Annotated in this window: 11 protein-coding genes and 1 pseudogene; 1 reads left to right on the top strand and 11 read right to left on the bottom strand. The window is 70.8% G+C overall.

The features are described from left to right. Positions 1–61: 61 nt before the first annotated feature. The 9 genes from AOK17_RS03570 to AOK17_RS03530 all read right to left on the bottom strand — a co-directional run bounded on the left by AOK17_RS03570 (position 62) and on the right by AOK17_RS03530 (position 10,795). The gene (locus tag AOK17_RS03570; RefSeq protein WP_055610795.1) at positions 62–1,258 is read right to left on the bottom strand and encodes a glycoside hydrolase family 64 protein; all 1,197 of its coding nucleotides are present in this window, start codon (positions 1,256–1,258) and stop codon (positions 62–64) included. Between the two features lie 295 nt (positions 1,259–1,553). Then, a complete protein-coding gene (locus tag AOK17_RS03565) occupies positions 1,554–3,095 on the bottom strand; it encodes an amidohydrolase (protein WP_245696999.1) in 1,542 nt (513 codons plus the stop codon). Next, positions 3,092–3,736: an FMN-binding negative transcriptional regulator gene (locus tag AOK17_RS51925; RefSeq protein ID WP_055610794.1), complete on the bottom strand. Its 645-nt coding sequence runs from the start codon at positions 3,734–3,736 to the stop codon at positions 3,092–3,094. Before AOK17_RS51925 ends, AOK17_RS03565 begins: the two co-directional genes overlap by 4 nt. A gap of 39 nt (positions 3,737–3,775) precedes the next feature. Continuing rightward, positions 3,776–4,804: an ABC transporter ATP-binding protein gene (locus AOK17_RS03555; RefSeq protein ID WP_055610793.1), complete on the bottom strand. Its 1,029-nt coding sequence runs from the start codon at positions 4,802–4,804 to the stop codon at positions 3,776–3,778. Beyond that, positions 4,794–5,840, bottom strand: coding sequence for an ABC transporter ATP-binding protein (locus tag AOK17_RS03550; RefSeq protein WP_055610792.1), 1,047 nt, complete (start codon positions 5,838–5,840; stop codon positions 4,794–4,796). Before AOK17_RS03550 ends, AOK17_RS03555 begins: the two co-directional genes overlap by 11 nt. Before the next feature lie 6 nt (positions 5,841–5,846). Continuing rightward, complete coding sequence (locus tag AOK17_RS03545; protein WP_079052773.1) at positions 5,847–6,761, bottom strand: ABC transporter permease; 915 nt, start codon at positions 6,759–6,761, stop codon at positions 5,847–5,849. After that, a complete protein-coding gene (locus AOK17_RS03540) occupies positions 6,754–7,677 on the bottom strand; it encodes an ABC transporter permease (protein WP_055610791.1) in 924 nt (307 codons plus the stop codon). Before AOK17_RS03540 ends, AOK17_RS03545 begins: the two co-directional genes overlap by 8 nt. Further along, positions 7,674–9,110 (bottom strand): M14 family zinc carboxypeptidase, encoded by a 1,437-nt coding sequence (locus AOK17_RS03535; RefSeq protein WP_206190668.1) that lies wholly within the window; start codon positions 9,108–9,110, stop codon positions 7,674–7,676. The genes AOK17_RS03540 and AOK17_RS03535 overlap by 4 nt, the downstream gene beginning before the upstream one ends. An 80-nt stretch (positions 9,111–9,190) precedes the next feature. After that, positions 9,191–10,795, bottom strand: a complete 1,605-nt coding sequence (locus tag AOK17_RS03530) for a peptide ABC transporter substrate-binding protein (protein ID WP_245696998.1) — start codon at positions 10,793–10,795, stop codon at positions 9,191–9,193. A gap of 148 nt (positions 10,796–10,943) precedes the next feature. Here AOK17_RS03530 and AOK17_RS54260 point away from each other — a divergent pair. Then, positions 10,944–11,904: pseudogene (locus AOK17_RS54260) on the top strand (transposase); the annotation flags it as partial. 147 nt (positions 11,905–12,051) lie between these two features. Here the strand turns inward: AOK17_RS54260 and AOK17_RS03520 are convergent. After that, on the bottom strand, positions 12,052–13,479 hold the full coding sequence (locus AOK17_RS03520) for a cellulose binding domain-containing protein (RefSeq protein WP_055610788.1): 1,428 nt from the start codon (positions 13,477–13,479) through the stop codon (positions 12,052–12,054). A gap of 82 nt (positions 13,480–13,561) precedes the next feature. Continuing rightward, positions 13,562–15,097, bottom strand: a complete 1,536-nt coding sequence (locus tag AOK17_RS03515; protein ID WP_055610787.1) for a beta-N-acetylhexosaminidase — start codon at positions 15,095–15,097, stop codon at positions 13,562–13,564. Positions 15,098–15,134: the final 37 nt, after the last annotated feature.

Genomic DNA, 15,134 nt, shown 5'->3' with positions numbered 1-15,134 from the left:
CGTGTCGCGAGGGCCGGGCAGACCTGCCCGGCCCTCGCGACACGCTGTCGGATCGGCCCGCTCAGCTGAACGGGTCGAGCGTGATGTACGCCGTCTGCGGGTTGTTGTCGTTGACGAGCGACTCGTGGGCGCCGACGTCGTCGAAGGCGAAGCCGTACGCCTTGCCGTCGACCATCTGGGCGTGGATCTTCCGCGAGTAGTGGTTGGTCACGGTGTCCTGGTAGAAGCCCGCGGAACTCGTGTCGGGCTGGTTGGGGTTGGTCAGGAGCGTGGAGCGGTTGAAGCCCGCGCACAGGGTGCGGGAGATCGGGCCGCGCACCAGGTCGTTCGGCGCGTCCAGCAGCTTGTAGCAGCCGAAGATGCTGTCGGAGTCCGGCTTCTGGAAGCTGGTCACGACGGCGCCGGAGCCGTTGGTGAAGTTCATGACGTTGCCGGAGACCCTGCCGTAGTACTTGGTGCCCGGCTGGTTCGCGAACGGTGTCACCGTCAGCGTGGAGGAGGCGTACTTGGTCCACACCCGGTTGATGTAGTCGTTCATGACGGAGGCGGGCAGGGAGCCTGCCTCGATGCCGTGGCCGGGTGCGAGGGCACGCAGGACGGTCCCGTCGGACCGGGTCCTGATGAGGTTGGCCCAGCCGCCGGGCTGGCCCCTCAGCGCGTTGAAGAAGCCGTTGTAGCCGCCGGGCTTCAGGTGGCCGGTGTTCTTGGTGGCGCCGGCGGTGTTCTTGACGCCGACCGCGTACGGGGCCGAGAACATGTCGACCTGTGTGCTGTTGATCCACAGTCCGGCGTCGTTGAGCGTGTACTCGGTCCAGTTGAAGAGGATGTTCACGTTCGGGTCGGACGGGTTCTGCACCGCGGGCTGTACGAGACCGCCGGTGGTCAGCTTGAAGACGAGCTTCTGGCCGTAGGAGAAGTAGACCCGGCCGGAGAACTTGGGCATCCGGATCGTCTTGGTCTGGCCGTTGGCCGGTCCGGCGATCGACGCGTCGGGCGCCGGGGTCGGCGGGTTGCCGCCGGCGGGCCAGGCGTGGAACGTGCCGTTCGCGTCGGCCCAGCCCTGCTGGCCGGTCGAGAGCAGGGTCCCGATGTTGTAGATGTACACCTGATCGCTGCGCCCGGAGCTGTTCTTGATCTCCAGCGGGATGGTCGTGGGCACCGCGGCTTCGGCGCGGGATGCGGGGCCCACCGTCGTGAGTCCCGCGGTGACGGTTGCCGCGGCGACCAGGGCCACCAGCGCTTTCCGTAGGGCAAGCACGCTCGTCCTCCTGCCAGGTGGGCTTCTCCCACCGGAGTCGAAATGCGACGGACGGATGGTCGGGGGCCGCGTCCCGTCACGGGGAGGCAAGGGCGGCGCGGCCCCTTCCGGTCGTTTGAGAGCGCTCTCAGAGTGGTCCTCATGAGTGGGACACGTCAAGGTCTAGACCAAGATGGTCATCGTCGGGCCGGAACAGGCCACGGCGAACAGGTCGCGGCGAACAGGTCACGGAGGACCAGTCGCGGCGAACAGGCCACAGAGGGCCAGTCACGGTGATCGGGTCACGGCGAACCGGTCACATCGACGGGCCGTGCGTCCAGGCTCCGGCGAGCAGCGTGGCGTGCACCGGCATCTCGCGCAGGGTCCCGGCGTCCGCGGTGAGCGGGTCGGCGTCGGTGATCACCAGGTCGGCCCGGTCGCCGACCCGGATCAGCCGCTGTCCCCGGGACGAGCCGGCCAGGGCGTCCGCCACCGGTATCCGCTGCTCCGGGTGCCACGGCGGGCGCTCGTTGCCGGTCCGGGTCACGGCGGACGCCATGGTCAGCCAGGGGTCCAGCGGCGCGACGGGGGCATCCGAGCCCAGCGCCAGGACGGCCCCGGCGGCGAGCAGGTCGGCGAAGGCGTACGCCCGGTGGGTCCGGCCCGCCCAGTGGCGGTCGGCGACATCCCGGTCCTCCACCGCGTGGGTGGGCTGGATGCTCACGGTGACGCCCAGTTCGGCGAAGCGCGGGATGTCCTTGGGGGCGAGCAGCTGGCCGTGCTCGATCCGGCCGTGGCAGCGCACCGCCTCGAACGCGTCGAGGGTCATCTCGTTGGCGCGGTCCCCGATCGCGTGGATCGCGGGCTCGATCCCGTGGGAGGAGACATGGCGCAGCAGGGACACCAGCTCCTGCGGGGGCACTTGCTCCAGTCCGTGGGAACCGGGCTCGCCGGGGACCGTGCCCGGGTACGCCTCGTGGCACAGCGCGGTACGGGTGTTGAGCGAGCCGTCGGTGAGCAGCTTGAACGGCCCGACCTCCAGCAGCCCGCCGGGGGTGTCCAGGGTCTGGCCGGTGCGGAGCCCGAGTCCGATCGCCGCCTCCAGCTGCGGGGACCAGATGGAGGCGGCCACGCGCAGCGGCACCGAGGTGCCGGTCATCCGGCGGGTCCAGTCCGCGATGTTGTCGGCGTACTCGAAGTCGACGATGCCGGTGATCCCGCGCGCGGCGGCGGCGACGCAGGCCTCCTGCACCCACTGGTCCGTCAACTCCACCGAGGCGGTGGGGAGTTGGGCCATGGCCTGGATGCACTCGTCCTCGCGCAGCAGCCCGGTGGGGTGGTCGCCGCGCCCGACCAGGGCGAGTCCGGCCGAGTTGAGCCAGGCGGAGTGCAGATCCATGCTGATCAGCAGGGCGGGGCGGTCCGGGACGAGAGCGTCGAGGAGGTCCTTGTGGGGCGCGTCCGGCCACAGCCCGTCACGAAAGCCGTGGCCGATCATCGGCTCCCCGGGTGGCAGCGTGGCCGCCTGCCGGCCTGTGGCGTCCGCGGCTTCCCTCGCCGACCCGGCGCCGGACACGTCGAGCCGGCGGCGCAGGCCCGCCCACTGGACCATGTGCACGTGTGAGTCCCACAGCCCCGGCAGCAGCGTACGGCCGTCGAGGTCGAGGCTCTGGCCGTCGGCGCGCGGTGCTTCGCCCGCGGGGAACACGGCCCTGACGAGACCGGACTCGATACGGACATCGCTCAGCGGTCCGCCCGCGCCGAGGTGGACGCGGCGCAGGGTGAGCGGTCGGGCGGTGGCCGAGGGGTCGCCGGGCGCCTCGGTGTTCGGGTCGGTCACGGTGTTCGGGTCGTTCACGGGTTCCTCCGGGTGTCGCGCATGGCGCGGGCGAGTTCGGGAACGGCGTACGGCCGGCCGGATTCGAGGGCCCCGGCGAGGCGGAGGACGATCTCCTCGCGCTCGTCCTGGCTCAGCTTCGCCTTGGCGGTCACCTTCGTGGCGGGCAGCCGGAATCCGGTGACGGCGGCGGCGATCCGGTGGGCGTAACTCTCCACGCGGGCCAGCCGCCATGGCTCGGGCAAGAGGTCCTCGAAGTGGTCGACGGTGGCCGACAGCACGTCGTACGTGTCCGTCGGGTCCAGGACCTCGGGGCGGCCTTGGACGTGCAGGACGGTGAAGTTCCAGGTCGGCACGTGGGGTGTCTCCCCGTACCAGCTCGGTGAGATGTAGCCGTGCGGCCCCTGGATCACGACCACGACCTCGTGGGAGCCGAGTTCGTGCTTCCTGGCGTCGGCCCTGGCGAGGTGGCCGAGGAGCGTGCAGCCGGCGTCCCGGGTGTCACCGGCGTCCTGGCGCGAGTCGTCGACCAGGACCGGCAGATGGGAGACGACCAGTCCGCGGTCGGGAGTGTGACTGATCAGGGTGGCCCAGGGGTGGGCTCTCGCGAGATCACGGATCCGTCCGGGGTCGTCGACCCGGAAGATCTCCTGCTCCAGCATGTGCGCTGTTCCGTCCTGTCAGTTCTCAGTTCTCAGCTGTCAGTTCTCGGGGAAGTGGCAGGAGACCTGCCGCCGTCCGACGGCCGACTCCGGGGTCGGAACAGGCTGTTGATCCACGCAGATCTCCTCGCTCTTCCAGCAGCGCGTGTGGAAGGCGCAGCCGGTGGGTGGCCGGGTCGGGCTGGGCGGGTCGCCCTGCAGCACTATGCGGCCGGTTGCGCCCCGCCCGCGCGGGTCCGGATCGGGGACGGCCGAGAGGAGCGCCCGGGTGTACGGATGCGCGGGGCGGGAGTAGACGGTGTCGCGGTCGCCGTGCTCGACGATCCGCCCCAGATACATGACGGCGACCTCGTCGGCGACATGCCGGACCACGGCCAGATCGTGCGCGATGAACACGTAACTGAGCCCGAACTCCCGCTGCAGCTCCTTGAACAGGTTGATCACCTGCGCCTGCACGGACACGTCGAGCGCCGACACCGGTTCGTCGCAGACCAGGATCTTCGGGCGCAGCGCGAGTGCCCGGGCGATGCCGAGGCGCTGGCGCTGCCCGCCGGAGAACTGGTGGGGGTGGCGGTGCGCGTGCCCGGGGTCGAGCCCGACCATGTGCAGCAACTCGTGGGCCCAGGAGGCGCGTTCCTTCTTCGGCATCAGGTCGCGGTGGATGTCGAGCGGCTCACGGACGATCTCCAGGGCCGTCATCCGGGGATCGAGGGAGGTGTACGGGTCCTGCATGACCAGCTGGATGTCCCGCCTGCGGCGGCGCAGCTCGGCCGACGGCAGGGCGAGCAGGTCCCGGCCCTCGACGAGCACGGTGCCGGAGGTGGGCCGGTCCAGGGCCATCAGCAGGCGGGTGAGGGTCGACTTGCCGCAGCCGGACTCGCCCACGAGACCGAGGGTCGAGCCCCGCCGCAGGGTCAGGTCGACCCCGTCGACGGCCTTGACCGTGGCCCGGCGCCTGCCGCCGAGGGGCAGCCCGCCGGACCGGTAGTGCTTGACCAGGCCGCGGGCCTCGAGGAGCGGGACGCCGGTCTCAACGAGCGGGGCACCGGTCGGGACGTCATCGGGCACCGGAGACCTCCAGCGGATAGTGGCAGGCGACGAGGCGCGCGGGCGGGTCGGGGAGGGCCGGGAGCAGCATCGGCTCCTGCGTCGCGCAGCGTTCGCCGACGTCGGGGCAGCGCGGATGGAAGGCGCAGCCGGCGGGCAGCAGGCCGGGGCCCGGCGGGGTGCCCGGGATCGGAGTGAGGTCGTCGGTGTCCCCGGCGAGGCGGGGCACGGCGGCGAGCAGCCCCCGGGTGTAGGGGTGGGCGGGCCGGTCGTACAGCTCCTGGACCGGGGCCTGTTCCAGGATGCGCCCGGCGTACATGATCGCGACCCGGTCGGCGGTGCCCGCGGCGAGGCCCAGGTCGTGGGTGATCAGCAGCAGGGCGGAGCCGGTCTCCTCGCGGAGTTCGGCGAGCAGTTCCATGATCTGTGCCTGCACGGTGACGTCCAGGGCGGTGGTGGGTTCGTCGGCGATGAGGACGTCGGGGCTGAGTGCCACCGCCATCGCGATCATGATCCGTTGCCGCATACCGCCGGAGAACTGGTGCGGGTGGTCGCGGTAGCGGAGGGCCGGGTCGGGGATGCGGACCCGGGCCATCAGCTCGACGGCCCTGGCGCGCGCCTCGCGGCGGCCGACGCCCTCGTGGGCCCGTATCGTCTCGGCGATCTGGAAGCCCACGGTCAGGGTGGGGTTGAGGGCGGACAGGGCGTCCTGGAAGACCATCGCGATGCGCCTGCCGCGCAGGGCACGGAACTGGTCCTCGGGCAGGGTCAGCAGGTCCGTGCCCCGGTGGCGGGCGCTGCCGCCGACCCGGGCGGTGGTGGCCGGGAGCAGGCCCATGACGGCCATCGCGGAGATGCTCTTGCCGGAGCCGGACTCGCCGATGAGTGCGAGGGTCTCCTCCTCGTGGAGGGTGAACGAGACGCCATGGACGACCCGTTGGGCGGCGCCGGAGCGGGACAGCACGTCGACGGTGAGGTCCTGGACGTCCAACAGTGGTGCGTCCAGCGGGTCGTTCAGTGGGGCTTTCGCGGTCGTGTGGTTGGTCGTGTGGTCCATGAGGGGTCACCGGCCTCTCGGATCCAGGGCGTCACGCACGGTGTCGCCGAAGGTGATGAGCACGAAGACGGTGAAGGACAGGAAGAGCCCGGGGAAGATCAGCAGATGAGGGTGGGTCTGGAAGGAGTTCTGGGCTCCCGCGAGCTGAAGTCCCCAGGAGATCGAGGGGGGTTGGAGCCCGACGCCGAGGAACGTCAGCGCGGCCTCGGCGACGATCACTCCGCCGACGGTGATGGTGGCGAGGACGAGGACCGGGGTGAGGGCGTTCGGCAGGACGTGTCGGCGCACGATGAACCACTGGCTCGCGCCGAGGCTGCGGGCCATCACCACGTAGTCGGCCTCGCGCACCGACCGCACCGAAGCCCGCACCACCCGGGTCATGGTCGGCCAGCCGAAGAGCGCCAGTACCCCGGCGACGGTCGGTACGTCCCGGGTGGTGAAGCTGTTGAGGACGACGATCGCGCCGAGCAGGAACGGGAAGCCGAGGAAGACGTCGGTGATCCGGGCGATCACGCTGTCGACGATCCGCCCGGCCATCCCGGCGAGGCAGCCGAGGACCAGCGCGACGGCGAGCCCGAGACCGGTGGCGAGCAGACCGACGCCGAGCGAGGCGCCCGCTCCGTGGATGACGTTGGCGTACAGGTCGCAGCCCTGGACGTCGTATCCGAAGGGGTGGCCGGGGGCCGGGCCCTCGGCGCTGTGGCCCAGCTCGCAGACGGTCGGGTCGCCGTGGCCGAACCAGCCCGCGAAGAGCCCGGGCGCGGCGGCGAGCAGGAGGAGCAACAGCGCGCAGCCGCCGGTGAGGAGGAACACCGGCCTGCGGCGCAGCTCGTGCCAGGTGCCCTGTGGGGCCTGGTACGAAGCTTCGGTCGAAGTCCCTTGTGCCCCGAGCTTTTCAGGGGAGAGAGCGGCGTCAGTCATGGCGGATCCTCGGGTCCAGGAGGCTGTTGAGGAGGTCGACCAGGACGCTCACGGCCAGGAAGATCAGGATCAGAGCGGTCGACACCCCCACCACCGTCGGTCCGGCGTGGGCGCGGATGGCCTGGAAGAGCAGCTGGCCGATGCCGGGAAGGTTGAAGACGCCCTCGATGATCACGGTGCCGCCGAGCAGGTAGCCGAGGTCGATGGCGAGATAGGTGACGGCCGGGATGAGGGAGTTGCGCAGGACGTGGACGCCGACCACCCGGCGCCGGCTGAGGCCCTTGGCGACGGCGGTGCGTACGTAGTCGGCGCGCAGGTTCTCGATCACCTCGGCCCTGACCAGCCGGGACACCGACGCCAGTCCGAAGGCCGCGACGCAGAGCGCGGGCAGCAGATAGCTCGTCGGCCAGCCGTCGGTGTTCCCGGCGACCGGGAACCACCCCAGCCGCACACCGAGGACGACCTGCGCGGTGTACGCGAGCACGAACACCGGCACGGAGGTGGCGCCGATCGTGAAGGCGAGCACCGTACGGTCCGTCCAGGTCCCCTGGCGCAGCGCGGCGAGCACCCCGAGCCCGATGCCGACGACCGCCTCGATGCCCCAGGCGGTCAGGGCCAGCTTCAGGGTGACCGGCCAGCGGTCGGCCATCTGCTCGGCGACCGAGCGCCCGCTGAAGTCGGTCCCGAGATCGCCGTGGAAGAGCCCGGCCAGGTAGTGGCCGTACTGGACCAGCAACGGATCGTCGAGGTGGTGCTGTTCGCGCAGGGCACGCGCCACGCTCGGGGCGAGCGGCCGGTCGCCGGCGAGCGCGGCGATGGGGTCGCCCGGCAGGACGTACGTCATCGCGTAGATGACCAGGCTGATGCCGAAGAAGACGAGCAGTGCCTCCAGCAGGCGGCGTATGAGGTACGTCATCCGGGGTCCCTCGTGAGATCTCTGTCGCGGGCGTGGTCCGCGGCGGCCAGCAGCGCCCCGTACTGGATCCCGGCCAGCGTGGAGATCGCGATCGGGTCGCCCGTGGCCGGGCCGGCCTCGCGCTCCCAGGTCTCGTACGTCTCCAGCAACTCCCGGTGGCAGCGGCGCACTTCGGGGGTGGCGGTGCCCGCGACCACTTCCGCGTTGAGGGCGCGCAGCAGCATGCCCCCGAAGCGGACGCGCAGGCTGTGCACACCGGCTTCGCAGTCGAAGCGTTCGGAGACCGTGGCGGCTCGGTCGGGCAGTTCGTCGGCGCGGGCCGACTCCATGGTGGCGAGTTCGGTCAGCGAGGGTACGAACTCGCGGACCGCCCGCAGGAACGGGGACTGGATGGTGAGATGCGGGTTCGCCGCGTCGAGGATGCCGCCGAGGAAGGTCCCGGCCTCGCCCAGCGCCCGAGCCCGGCCCCGGACCACATCGGCGTGGCGCCGCTCGATGGGCGTGTTGTCGTCGGCGTCCGGGTGGCTCCAGTGCGGGACCTCGGTGACGAAGTAGAAGGTGCCGTAGCGCTCGGTGTACGCGGCGCTCGACGAGCCCGCGATCTTGGCGGCGGCGTCGACGCCGAGCCCTTCGAGATAGTCGTACGCGTCCTTCATGTCGATGCAGCCGTAGACGGCGGGGGAGTAGACCGGGGCGTGGGCGGCCTCGGGTTCGCCGGTCGCCAGCGGCATGCCGAGGGAGGCCGGGATCTCGGTCAGGACTCCGTACAGCTCCGGAGCCGGACGGTTCATGTAGTAATAGACGCCGCCCGCCTCGCAGTTGTGCAGGGTGGTCAGGAAGCGCGGCCGGGTGGCGTCCAACAGCCGCATCAGCGCCAGGGTTTCGGGCAGGACGCGGTCGAACCACGCCTTCTTGTAGGCGAACGGGAAGGTCCACTCGACCTGTTCGTTGCCGGCGGGCCGGTAGAAGTGGCGTCCGTAGTTGCGCTTGTCGGTGGGGGTGGCGAACCAGCCCTCGTTGAGCCGGGCCCCGTCCGGGTCGATGCAGGGCACGATGTGCCAGGCCCCGCCGAAGTGCCCGCGCAGTTCCGGGCTTTCGCACAGGGCCCCGGCCAGGTGGAGGGCGGTCACCGCGCCGACCGACTCGTTGGGGTGCACCCCGCCGACGACGACGTATCCGCCGTCCCCGTCCGTCGTGAGGCTCGCGGGTCCTTCGCCCACCGTGAAGCAGTACAGGGGTTCGCCGAGGGTGGAGGTGCCGATCCGGCTCTCGGTCACCAGGCCCGGATGGGCCTTCGCCAACTGCCGGAAGGAGGCGAGGAGTTCGTCCACGGCCGGGTAGGCGTGGGTCTCGGGGACGGTCGCCGCGTGCCGTACCCAGTTCCCGGGGGACGGCATGGCGGGGGCGGACTGCTCGGATGTGGCGGCGGTCATGCTGGTGCGGATCTCCGGGGTGTCGGGGGTACGGGGGTGCGGGTGCCGATGGACGCGTACGTCCACGGAGTGCCGGACGGTCAGCCGACGACGGATATCCGGCTGAGCTCGACGTCGGCCGGGCCCACGGTCACCCCGGTCACCTTGGGGGTGCTGGCGTAGATGTAGCTGCCGTAGAAGAGCGGGATCACCGGGAAGTCCTGGAGGATGCGCTTCTGCGCCTCGTTGTAGAGCTTCGCCGCCGCGGTGGTGTCGGCCGCGCTGTCCGCCTGCTGGAGCAGCTTGTCTACATCGCCGTCGCTGTAGTGGCTGCACACCTGGCAGCCGCCGGCCTTGGTGAAGATGCCGCGCAGGGTCGCCTGCATGCTCGGGTAGAGGGCGCCCCAGTGGGCGTGGTTGAGCCCGGCGATCTTTCCGCCGAACGCCTTCTCGCTGAACTCGGCCCAGTCGGCGGTCGGTTGGGCCCTGACATCGGGGATGTCCAGGTTCTGCCTGAGCTGGTTGGCGACCGCCTTGTAGAGCTCGTCGAGGCCGAGCCCGCCCGGGTAGGTGATGGTCAGCTTCCCGGACCAGCCACCCGCCTCCTTGAGCAGCTTCTTCGCCGCGGCCGGGTCGAAGGCGCAGGCGTCGCAGATGTCCGTCTCGGCGCCGACCTCGGAGGACGGGGTGAGGGAGGTGGCCGGGGTGTAGAGCCCGCCGTAGATGGCCTTGTTGACCGCGGACCGGTCGATCGCCATGGACAGCGCCTTGCGCAGCCGGACGTCGTCGAACTTCTTGTCCTGCAGCGGCAGGCCCATGAACTCCAGCGACGGCGCGTCGTACGTGTGCAGCCGGTCCCCGAAGTCGGCCTTGGCCTGGCCGTACTTGCTGACCGGCACATAGGCGAGGTCGATGTTGCCCGCCTGCACGTCGGTGTACGCGGTGTTGAGGTCGGCATAGCTCTTGAAGGTGATCTCGGACGACTTGGGCTTCGGGCCCCGGTACGCCGCGTAGGCGCTGACCGTGGTGCCCTCGTCGGCCTTCCAGACGGAGGTCATCCGGAACGGGCCGTTGCCGATCGGCTTCTTGTCGTAGCCCTTGGGGTCCTTGAAGGCGGCCTTCGGCATCGGGTAGAAGCCGAGCTGGCTCGGGGTGAGCTGGAGCGGGAACTGGCTGTCCGGGCTGGTGAGGGTGACGTCCAGGGTCGTGGCGTCGACGACCTTCACACCCGAGAGGGTCTTGGTCTTCGGCTTGCCCTTGGCCGGGTTCAGTGCCGCGTAGCCCTCGATACCGGTGAGCTGGCCGTTCCCGGCCCAACCGTTGGGGGCGTAGGCGGTGGCGTTCCAGGCGTCGGCGTAGCTCTGGGCGGTGACCGCCTCGCCGTTGTGGAACTTCCAGCCGGAGCGGAGCTTGATGGTCCAGTGCCGGGCGTCGGTGGAGGTCACCGACTTCGCCTGTACGTAACTGATCCCGCCCTTGGCGTCGACCTTGACCAGCGGGGCGAAGAGCACGCGCAGCTGGTCCCAGCCGACCGTGCTGCGGCCCGGGGTGAGATGGTCGGGTTCGGCCACGGCGACCGAGAAGCCGCCGGTCTTCGTCGCACCGCCGCCGCTCTTCGCGCCGCTGGAGCAACCGGAAGCGGCGAGGGCGAGAACGAGGGCCAGCGATAGGCTCGCCGGGGCTGTGAACATGGGTGATCTGGGCACGACGACTCCATGGGAGAGCAGGGGCGCGCCATGGCCCGGCCTCAGGAAAAGGGCCTGGGCTGCCGGGTGCTCACCAGGGCGCGTACCGGGATACTGGGCGTCGCTGAGATGCCATGTCAATGCAAAGCTGCGAAACTTTTAAGATGAGATGAAAGTTTACGAGGAGGACTCAATGCCGGGCGAGGCGCCAGCCAGCACCACGTACGACAGCTCCGGACATCTCGACGGCTCCGGACACCAGGACGGTGGCGGCTGGAGCCGGGAGTCGTTCGTGGAGGAGGTCGGGCTGGTCTGGGAGGCGGCCGGGAGCAGCCGGATGGACGGCCGCATCATCGCCTACCTGCTCATCACGGATGTTCCGTACGTCTCGTCGGCGGCGCTCGCCCGCGCCCTGCGGGTCAGCGCCGGTTCCGTCTCGCTGGCGACCCGGCGCCTGGTCGAGGCCGGGTTCATCAGACGGCACGCGGTGCCGGGGGAGCGGAGCCACTACTTCCGGGTCGACGACGACGTGTGGGGCAGCTTCCTGGCCGGTGAGCGCCGCTATCTGGACCGGCAGGAACAGCTCGCCGAGCGGGCCATGGAGCTGCTCGGCCCGGAGGAGGAGGCGCCTCGCCGCCGCCTGGGCAACATGCGCGACTACATGCGCTGGGTCCGGGGCAGCCACCAGGACCTGCTGACCCAGTGGCGGACCTACCGGTCCCAGGCCGCCGACCAGGCCGCCGACCAGGCGACGGACCGGCAGAAGGACCGGCCGACGGACGAGACCGCGGCTCCGGCCGCCGGTCTCCAGGACGAGGGCGGCCCGGCGGCCGGGGAGCCGTCGTCGACGCCCGCGCCGGCGGACGACGAGGAGATCCGCGACCACCTCTCCGCCACGCTGAGCCCGGTCCTGGCACGGCATCTCGTACCGGACGCGCTGTGGGCCGCCGCCGAACCGCTGCTTGCTTCCGGGTCTGCCTCCGGCTCCGCGAACGAACGGGCGGCGCTCACCGCCGTCGTCTACGTGCTCACCTCGGGATGCAGCTGGCAGCAGCTCCCGGCGCAGTTCGGGATCTCGCACTCCACCGCGCACCGCCGCTTCACCGCGTGGAGCAGGGCCGACCTCTGGCAGCGCTGGCTCGACGCCCTGTCCGCGGCGCCCGTGGACGCCGCGGACCTCGCCTGGTGCCAGACGATCGTCAAGTCGGCCGCGAGCCGCAGGGCCGGCAGCGGAGGGTGACCGGCCCGGGGCGGGCCCCGGGCCGGTCAGGTGCCGGTCAGACGCCGGGGACCGTGTCCTCGAACCTGGTGCCGGCGCTGCGGTACGCGTTCAGCTTGGCGGTGACCTGGGCCGGCGTGAGGACCTGGTCCTTGACGTGCATGACGTAGTCGACCTGCTGGTCGTACGCCCGCGCCGTGGTGCTGGTCTGGCCCGCGAGGTCGATCAGCCACTGGTTGAAGTTGATCGACATCGGCCGCTCCGGCAGGTACTGGGCGCCGTGGGTGCCGAAGAGCTGTCCGTCGATGTAGTACTTGATGGTGCTGTTGTCGATGGTCAGCACCAGGTCGTGCCAGCCGCTGAAGCTCTGGCGGGCCTCGGTGTGCTGGTTGACCGCCACCCACGGGTCGGCCTGGTAGGTCTCCCAGGACGTCGTGTAGAGGATGTTGGCCGGCTCGCCCCAGCCGCCGTTGGGCAGATACTCGAAGTCGTACTCGGCGTAGTCGTCCGCCATCGGCGCCTTGAGGTCGTTGATGGTGAAGAACGTCTGGACGAGACGGTCGCCGTCCGGGCCGTACTTGGGCGCGTCGTTGAACCTGACGCGGGCCGCGTAGGTGCCGTTCTTGAACTTCATCGACTTGGTGAGGATCTCGGTCTGCTCGGTGCTCCCCGCGGTGCCGGCGGTCGACGTCTCCAGGTTCATGATGGAGTTGCCGCCCGTGGTGGCGAAGGTGACGTTCTCGGGCGCCCAGGTGGCTCCGGGCACGCCGGGACCACCGGAGTTGGAGCGCACGTTCCAGCCGTTCGCCGAGATCCTCGGGTCGGTGTGGCCGCTGTAGTTGAAGTCGTCGAACAGCGCGGCGCCCTCGGCCGGAGGATCGGTCGGCGGGTCGGTGGGCGGATCCGTCGGCCCGTTGCCCGCCGGGGCCTGGCCCCACAGGAGCGTGCCGCCGAGCTGGGCCGTGACCTTGGTCCAGTCGCCGTACGACGTGCGGGAGGCGCCGAAGGAGTAGTCGTCGCTCTGGTTCAGTGACGCCCAGTTCGACTGGTAGAAGCGCAGTTGCAGGTCGCCGGTGTCGGCGCCCGGGGCCAGCGAACCGGCACCGGAGGTGAAGCCGATCTCCAGGTAACGGTCGGCCGTGGCGGTCGGGTTGGCGAGCGTGCCGAAGGTGCCCGTGACGTTGGCGCAGCCCTTGACGGCCCAGGAACAGGCGAAGCGGTAGGTCGCGCTCGCCGAGTCCGCCTTGAAGTAGTAGCGGACCTTGACGCCGCTCAACTGCACGCTCGTGGCACCGGTGTTCGTCACCTTGAACCAGGGTTCGGCCTGGTCGGCGGCGGCTCCCGTGGCGCTCGTACGGTACTGGACGCTCAGCCCGTCGGCGGCTGCGCTCGCGGTGGTGGGGAGTGCCGTGAGCGCGGCGGCGCCCATGGCCACGGCGACGGCGGTGTGTGCGGTGGCGCGCAGCCTCTTCTTGGCGAATCTCATCGTTGTTCCTCTCCAGAAAGGTGGGGGTGATTCCCGGAACGGACAGGTCAGGGGTGGTGTGCGGTGTGTGTGGGGAGCGATGTCAGGGGTGGCGGTTGATGCCGAGCGCGTCGAGCCGGGCGGTGTGCTCGCCGAGCCGGGCACGGAAGTCGGCCCAGTCGGTCGCGCCGCTCCAGCCGCGGTCGGCGAGGGCGCACAGCCGCGGGTAGGTGAGGTACTCGATGTGGGCGGGCGTCGTGACGAACTCGGTCCACAGCTGGGTCTGGGTGCCGAGCACCCGCCCGGCGGCCTCGGCGTCCGCGTCCTCGGGTACGGGGTCGTGGGCGTGGACCGCGCGCAGATCGACGACGGTGCCGGGCTGGGCCGGCGGCTCGTGGGGGTCGTCGGACTGGGCGTAATCGAGGTACGTGGCCCGGTGGTACGCGTTGATCACGGAGTGGCCGCGGCGCGCCGCCGTCAGGGTGTGGGACGGGTCGCGCCAGGTCATCACGGTGAAGTCCAGGGGCAGTTCGGCGCCGGTCTCGGCCCAGCCGACCGGCCGACGTCCGCGGCGGACGAGGAAGTCGCCGATCTGCCCGAGGAACCAGCCGTGCAGCGCCTCGGCGTTCGGCAGGCCCTCCGCCACAGCTCGTTCGCGTGCGGCGACGCTGTGCGTCCACTCGGCGGTCGGGCACTCCTCGCCGCCGAGGTGGATGTACGGCGACGGGAAGACGTCCATGACCTCTTCGAGGACGGTGCGGCAGAAGTCGAGGACCTCGTCGTGGACACCGAGGACGGTGTCGCACACACCCCAGCGCGTCCAGACGTCGAGGCTGCGCTCCGGGTGGTTGCCCAGCGAGGGATAGGCGGCGAGGGCGGCGCGTACGTGCCCCGGCATCTCGATCTCGGGCATGACGGTGATGCCGCGGGCGGCCGCGTACCGCACCAGACCGGCGAGTTCGGCCCGCGTGTACGCCCCACCGTGCGGGACGCCGTCGTACGTGCCGCTGCCGGCCGGGCCGGTCTGGGACTCGGCGCGATGGCCGCCGATCTCGGTGAGCTTGGGGCGGGCGGCGACCGGCATGCGCCAGCCCTGGTCGTCGGTGAGATGCAGATGGAACACGTTGATCTTGTGCAGGGCCAGCATGTCGACGTACCGGCGCAGATAGGAGACGGGCTGGAAGTGGCGTGCCACGTCCAGCATCGCGCCGCGCCAGGGGTGCCGGGGGCGGTCGGTGATCTCGGAGCACGGCAGCAGCCACGGAGTGTCGGCCTGCGGAGTCTCCGACAGGGCCTGTGGGGGCAGGAGTTGACGGATCGTCTGGATACCGCGCAGCAGACCGGTGAGGTGCGCGGCGCGCAGCAGTGCGGCGTCCGGGGCGATCGTGAGGACGTATCCCTCGTCGCCCAGGCTGCCGCCGAGGCCGGAGTCGACGGCCAGCTTCAACTGCCCGCTCGGGGACGGTGGCAGGGCCAGTCCGGTGGCGGGGGCGAGCAGGGTGCGCAGCAGTTCCGCGGCCGGTTCGGTGCCTGCGCCGATGTTCAGGGCGGTGTCGTCGTCCAGCGTGAAGTACCCCGGCCGCAGCACGGTCTTGGTGGGGCGGGGGACGAGGGTGATTGCGGACGGGTGTGCGGGCACGGATCGCCTCCGGAACGAAGCTCGCGGGGGACTGCGG

It is taken from the genome of Streptomyces phaeochromogenes (assembly GCF_001418655.1).
Taxonomy (GTDB): Bacteria; Actinomycetota; Actinomycetes; order Streptomycetales; family Streptomycetaceae; genus Streptomyces; species Streptomyces phaeochromogenes.
Note: the sequence above shows the minus strand (reverse complement) of the source record. Positions and strands in the feature narration are given on the sequence as shown.